Origin of the sequence: Candidatus Uabimicrobium amorphum, assembly GCF_009002475.1 — a bacterium.
In the GTDB taxonomy this organism is placed as follows: domain Bacteria; phylum Planctomycetota; class Uabimicrobiia; order Uabimicrobiales; family Uabimicrobiaceae; genus Uabimicrobium; species Uabimicrobium amorphum.
The window spans coordinates 7,230,371-7,236,358 of record NZ_AP019860.1 but is presented as its reverse complement, the minus strand read 5'-3'; the positions used below and the strand labels follow the sequence as shown (position 1 = coordinate 7,236,358).

At 39.3% G+C, this 5,988-nt stretch carries 3 protein-coding genes; 1 reads left to right on the top strand and 2 read right to left on the bottom strand.

Annotation, left to right across the window (positions count from 1 at the left end):
* Positions 1-536 precede the first annotated feature (536 nt).
* Positions 537-1,148 (top strand): hypothetical protein, encoded by a 612-nt coding sequence (locus UABAM_RS25330; RefSeq protein WP_151970792.1) that lies wholly within the window; start codon positions 537-539, stop codon positions 1,146-1,148.
* Here UABAM_RS25330 and UABAM_RS25325 read toward each other — a convergent pair.
* Together UABAM_RS25325 and UABAM_RS25320 are read right to left on the bottom strand one after the other, a co-directional pair.
* Positions 1,145-1,693 (bottom strand): GrpB family protein, encoded by a 549-nt coding sequence (locus UABAM_RS25325; RefSeq protein ID WP_151970791.1) that lies wholly within the window; start codon positions 1,691-1,693, stop codon positions 1,145-1,147. The two genes, UABAM_RS25330 and UABAM_RS25325, sit on opposite strands and share 4 nt — an antisense overlap.
* A gap of 12 nt (positions 1,694-1,705) precedes the next feature.
* Complete coding sequence (locus UABAM_RS25320; RefSeq protein ID WP_151970790.1) at positions 1,706-5,812, bottom strand: serine/threonine-protein kinase; 4,107 nt, start codon at positions 5,810-5,812, stop codon at positions 1,706-1,708.
* Positions 5,813-5,988: the final 176 nt, after the last annotated feature.

Sequence of the window (5,988 nt, the reverse complement as noted above, 5' to 3'; positions counted from 1 at the left end):
TTTGGGTTGGAATTCGCTGTTGTGCGATGGTCGCAGCTGAGATGAAAAAGTGGTGCTAATTTGGGTTATGGAATTCGTTGTTGTGCGATGCCCTCACCATCGATTTGCAGATTTCAGCTACGCTGAAAGCAGCAATTCTCATGCCTCTCCCACGGGAGAGGCGTAATGCGTCTTCTTTGTAAAAAACAAAATTCACTTAAGTTGCGAAACACCTGGTGTGCGATGCAATTTTGGAAATTGTGGTTGTGGCGCAAACAACAAAACAACAAAAACAAGTTGGACGTGTTACGTCCCTCCACGTGGGAGGGACAGCGATTCGCAGTCTTCAGCGTTAGCTGAAGGAAGAATCGCAGGGAGGGCATCAAAATGAAGACGAATCCCCAGCTGAAGTTTTCCATATGAGGGCATCAAAATGAAGACGAATCCCCAGCTGAAGTTTTCCATATGAGAGCATCAAAATGGAGACGAATTCTTTAACTAAATTTCACATATGAGAGTAGTCCTTACCACCTAATTCAAAATAATGCGGAGGATACATGGAAGAGATTCTACGGTTTTTAGAAATAGAAGACTTAGAGTTGTTACGCGAAGCTAGAAAAACATTGCCGGCGCTTGATGATGATAGTCACTTTGTCGTGCAAAACGTCGTTGACAAATGGGACGATGAACAAGCGGTGGCCAATATCTTAATGTGTCCTGACATTATGGAGGAAAGTTATCGTTGGCAGACGATTGAAAAAGGACTTGAGTCCTACTCCAATCCTTATTACATACTCTCCACAGTTTGTGGTTTGCAACATCTTACTGCTATTCCCGATTCTTACCGTGAGAAATATTTGACGCGTGTCTTGCGTTTTTGTGAAACGAAGACCGAGACCTTGGCGATTTGTGCTTCTATTACCGTGACACATCTTCTTCGTAAGGATGAAGACTACCTATTTTCACAACTGTATCCGGTGTTTAACGATAACGTGAACCACAACATTACTCTGTATTTTGCCAAAAATTACGATGCAAAGGAATTCAAGGCTGTTGCGAAAAAAGCGGGGTTGTCTTGGGGAACAAAGCGTCACTTTTTGAAAGAATTTGCGAAGATCAAAGAACAGGAATTCGTGAAGGCTCAAATTCCTCATTTTCGTAACTCTTAAACTTTGTTTTGTGCCCACAGTTGTGCTGCGCGAAAAATAATGTCCATTACTGGGTCTTTGATATCAAGGTAGCCGTCTATATCGTGTGGGTAAATAGATGCCAGTTGCTTCTTTATCTGTAGATAGGCATCTCTTGTCGTGGTACAGCTTCTGAGATAGTCGCGAAATAATAGCGCATATTTTTGGTTTAATGCGCCCTCTTTGCGTATGTGGATATTTGCGCGGCGCTGTCCTTTTTTTTCCAAGGTTAAAAACTTGCGCATTTCACATGCATTTCCAGTAAAACCGGTTAGGCAATCTTTTTGTATATGTTCGCGAATTTGGTAATCGTTTTTGCGCAATGTTTCCAGGATCTGTGGATCGAGTTCACGAACGGTTACCTGAATATCAATGATGTCTTTTGCCCCCAAATTCGGAACTGATGTAGAACCAATATGATCTATGCGAATTGCCTTGGGGAGTATTTGTCGTAAATCTTGTGCAATTTTCGCAAACTCTTGTGGCCAATTTGGGTTGTAGTCAACTATTTTTATTGTACGTTTCATCGCGATCTCCTGCTAGCGAGGCTGTTTTAACAACAGTTTCAAACGACCTTGTTGCTTCTTTAGCAACTTTTTCTCCCCATATTGTTGCAATATCTTGACATATAAATCTTGCGCTTTGGTGTAGAGAGGTGATAGTTGCAAAGCCTTTTCCACGGCCCGCCGCGCTCTTTTGTATTGTTGATTATCGTGGCGGATTTTGGCGAGGTAATACCAATAGAAACTCATGTTTGGCTTTAATTTAAGCGCCTTTTTTAGACTTTTCATCGCAAGACTATCTTTTTTTAAATAATGAGAAGCGACCGCATGACAAAATAAATATTCATGTGCCTCAGAATTTAGAGCATTTGCCTCAACTAAAAAATTTCGATATTGTTTTAATAGTGCCTTATCCTTGCGTCTACTGAGTAAAGTTTGGTCGATGCGTTCTCCCCAATTTTGGTATGCCAGATTGTTATCCCATCTTCCCAATTTACGAACACAAACGTGCATTTTTCCCATGTCAAAAACAGGAAAGGCGTAGCCAAATGCTGCGCCTTTTTGGGCGGCAGAACTTTGTTTTTTTACCCAACTGTGGAAAGTTTTTCTCTTTTTTGGTACTTGCGTTACCAAAGTGGCAAATAAGGCCCCTGAAGCGATTTGGTGTAAAATGGGGTTTTCCGTTTTACCAATAACTTGCTGTAAATCTTTCATTAAACTCACTTTTTTGGAAACAAAAGCGCCATAGCAAGAAGAAATTTGCACTTCTAGCGAATCGGAGCGTAGAAGCTTTCGTACATAGCTGGCTCCTAATCTTTCCCCGGCAATTTGCGCGATCGTGGGAATGGATTGAATGTTTGTCTCTAAAGACAACTTTGGAAGCATGGTTAAAACTTGCAGCATATCGACTTGCTCGAGTATCTTTGCCAAATCAGCATAAACAAAGGCAGCGCGAATGATCTGTTTTTCTTGTGGATCGCAAACGACGCGTAAGCCGGAAGTCACGTCATTTTTACGAAGTAACCCCAGAACCGCATAGGCACGAACAACTTCGTTTTGTTGTTTGTCTTGCGACACTTTTATTAAATCACGTAATATATTTGTTTGCCGAAATTGACTGAGGTAGTTCAAACAAATTTGTTGCACGAGGTGGTCTTTGTCGTAAATACCTTTTTTCAGGAGGGAGATGTCTTCGCGTACTGCTTGAGCGACATGTTCTTTATTGGCAGTAAAGTATACTTTGTACGCATAACGTCTTATATGGATATCTTGTGATTTAAAGTATTGGCGAATGACTTTACGTGCTTTTTGATCCCCCTTTTGCCAAAGTTTCTCTGCACAGAGCAAGCGTACCTTGTCATTGGGATATGTCATAAAATTGGCAAATGTATATGGTGCGTGACGTATCACCAGTGAATGCACTAAATATTCTTTGTATCTATTATTTTGGCGAATTTTTTTAGGCTGAGCTTTGTTGTCGGAGCCATGTTTGTGCAGAAGAGACAGTGCTAAAATGGCGTTGGGCGAATTCTGTGTTGCGATTTCTTCTACGGCTTTATGGGTACCAGGTGTGGCTAAATCCATCAGTGTTTGCAAAATCCACAAATTCAAAATGATCGAATTACTACGCAGTAATTGCGGCGCAAATCTGATGAGTATTTTTCTGTTTAAAAATAAAGGCTGTAGGGCACTTTTATCGTTAAAAAATTTATAGCGCGTTACCAAATAATTCAATAAGGCTACATTGTGATCAACATGACGTTTTTGTATTTTACGCTGTAATTTTTTCAGAGCCGGTGTGGTGTTTTCTTGCGCTCTAATGTCTTTGAGCATTCTCGCAGAACGATACATTGTTTCGATGCCTTGTATGGCGATTTGCCGCAAGGCCCCCGAATTATCCGCGGCAATTATTTTCAAAAATTTTTGTACATATTCTTTGTTATAAGTTTGTATTTTTTCGCGTTGCCATTCGCGGTAAACACGTACTACGTCCAGAGCAATTTTTTTCTTTTCTTTATGCAAAATATCGACGTCAAAGTTTTCAAAAAAATTCACAAGAACACCATCTAGTATGCAGTTAGTTTTATAGCGCATTAACATCGGATAGTTGTTACTATGAGCATGCAATTCCATAATCGCATTATGTTGGCGACGATTGATTTCGATGGATTTCAAGAAATCATCACGTGCTGCGACAATTTGATTTAATTGCGTGTAGCACATGGCTCTTTGATAGAAATATTCCGCTTTCCATGGCGACAAATCAATCATTTCATCGTATGTGGTTTTTGCTTCCTTAAAATTTTTTGCGTTTTGGTAGCTTTGCGCAAGTAGGCGAAGAACTTTTTCGTCATTGTTGCGCTCTTCCAAACTCTGTGATAAATGTTTTATGGCTTGTTCTGGTTTCTTTTCTGCAAAAAATATTTGTCCTAGAAAACGATGGGTTTTTTTCAGGGGAAAATGTGATAATGATTTGAATAAATATTCTTTGGCCACTCGATATTTTTTCTGCGCAAAACATGTGGCTCCCAGATAAAGAAACATTTCACCTCGGCCGTTCTTGTCGAGTTTAAATTTTACCAATTCCTGTAAATATTGTTGCGTTTCTCCATACATTTTTAGGTCAAAGCTGGTTTTTACCAATAATAACAAGCATTCTGCTGAAGGAGAAGTTTTGTACACTTTATGTACGAGATCGTATGCGGCTTTTTGTCGTTTGGTTTTCCATAAACCTGTGGCATGCAATAATTGTAATTTTTGAATCTGCAAGCGATTGTTGTATTTTTTTTGGAGTTGTTGCGCATTTTCGATGAGTGCAGCGTAATTTTGCTGTTTTTCTAAGCAGCGCAGTTGTAAAACATATTTTTCAAAAGAGGTTTTTTTTTCGATAGATCTAGTGATGAGAGCAAAGGCTTGTTCAAAGTTTTGTTTGGCAAAAGCTTCTTGTCCCTTTTGAAAAAGCAATGAGGCATTTTCTTGTACTTTAGTGTTGGTGTTTCCAAAGCGAATGTAACCATTGGTGAGCATGACGGTAATCGCTATGACTAAAAATGCACTACCATATAAGAGTAATGTACGCAATTGCGTTATTTTTTTGAAACGCAACACCGAGGAAACAAGTAAACTTTCGCCATGCTGTGCTCTTTGTAAATCATTGACTAATTCTACAGCACTTTTATAGCGATCTTGAGGTTTCTTTTCTAAAGTGTGTAGACATATCTTTTCCCAGGTAGTGGGGATTTCCGGATTTATTTTACGTGGTGCTATTACCTTTTCGTTGCAAATTTTATTTGACAATGTTACTTGATTTTGTGCATCGAAAGGTCGCTGATTTGTCAAAGCTTCATACATCACAACACCTAAACTGAATACATCACTCGCATAACTAACTTTAGATGTTTTTGTTTGTTCGGGAGACATATAAAATGGCGTTCCGAGAATATGACTGGTCTGTGTATATTGCGACTCTGTTTTCATTGATTTTGCCAAACCAAAATCGGCAAGATACGGTGTGTCATTGGCGTCAATTAGTATATTCGAGGGTTTAATATCGCGATGGACAATACCTTTTTCGTGTGCGGCGGCAAGGGCACTGGCCATGGCTTCGATAATCCGCATTCTCTCCGAGAGAGAATCGTTTGTCGAGAGAAATTCGCGAAATGTTTTACCGGGAATGTATTGCATAACTAAGAATAGGCGCCCCTCATATTCTCCCATATCATAAATGGGAACTACATTGGGATGCTTGATCGTAGATGATAATTTTGCTTCGCGTATAAAGCGGCGTATTTCTTGTACAGAGGAAGTACTTAATAATATTTTAATGGCAACTTTGCGTTTGATTTTTTCTTGAATGGCCTCATAAACGACTCCCATACCTCCGCGCGCAATTTCGCGCACAATGATGTAATCTCCCCAGCGCTTTTCTTTTATATCGACGTCTTGCTGCTGATTCAACGCTGTATAAATATTCTGTAGTTGCGAGGTAGACAACATTTTTTTTTGTAATAGAAATTGTTCGAGGCTCAATGAGTTTTGATTGCAGTATGAAATACACTGCCGTATAGCGGTTTGATTCAGAAAACCCAGGTGAACGACACATTGAGCGATATTTTTATTGCGCTCGGCTATTTTATTTTGCACGTATATTCCCACCCATTGTTATATTTTTTGCCGTTATTTATGATTTTTATTCTATGAATTTATTCTATCAAAGTCAAGAAATTGGGTGTAATTGTCTATGATGAAAATTTTGTGAGGAATATGCATATTTACACAAAAAAACCACAGAGAACGTTTATTTTACTCTCTGTGGTTTT

Coding starts and splice junctions, on each gene's coding strand:
- UABAM_RS25330 (WP_151970792.1), top strand. CDS start 537: ATGGAAGAGATTCTACGGTTTTTAGAAATAGAAGACTTAGAGTTGTTA.
- UABAM_RS25325 (WP_151970791.1), bottom strand. CDS start 1,693: ATGAAACGTACAATAAAAATAGTTGACTACAACCCAAATTGGCCACAA.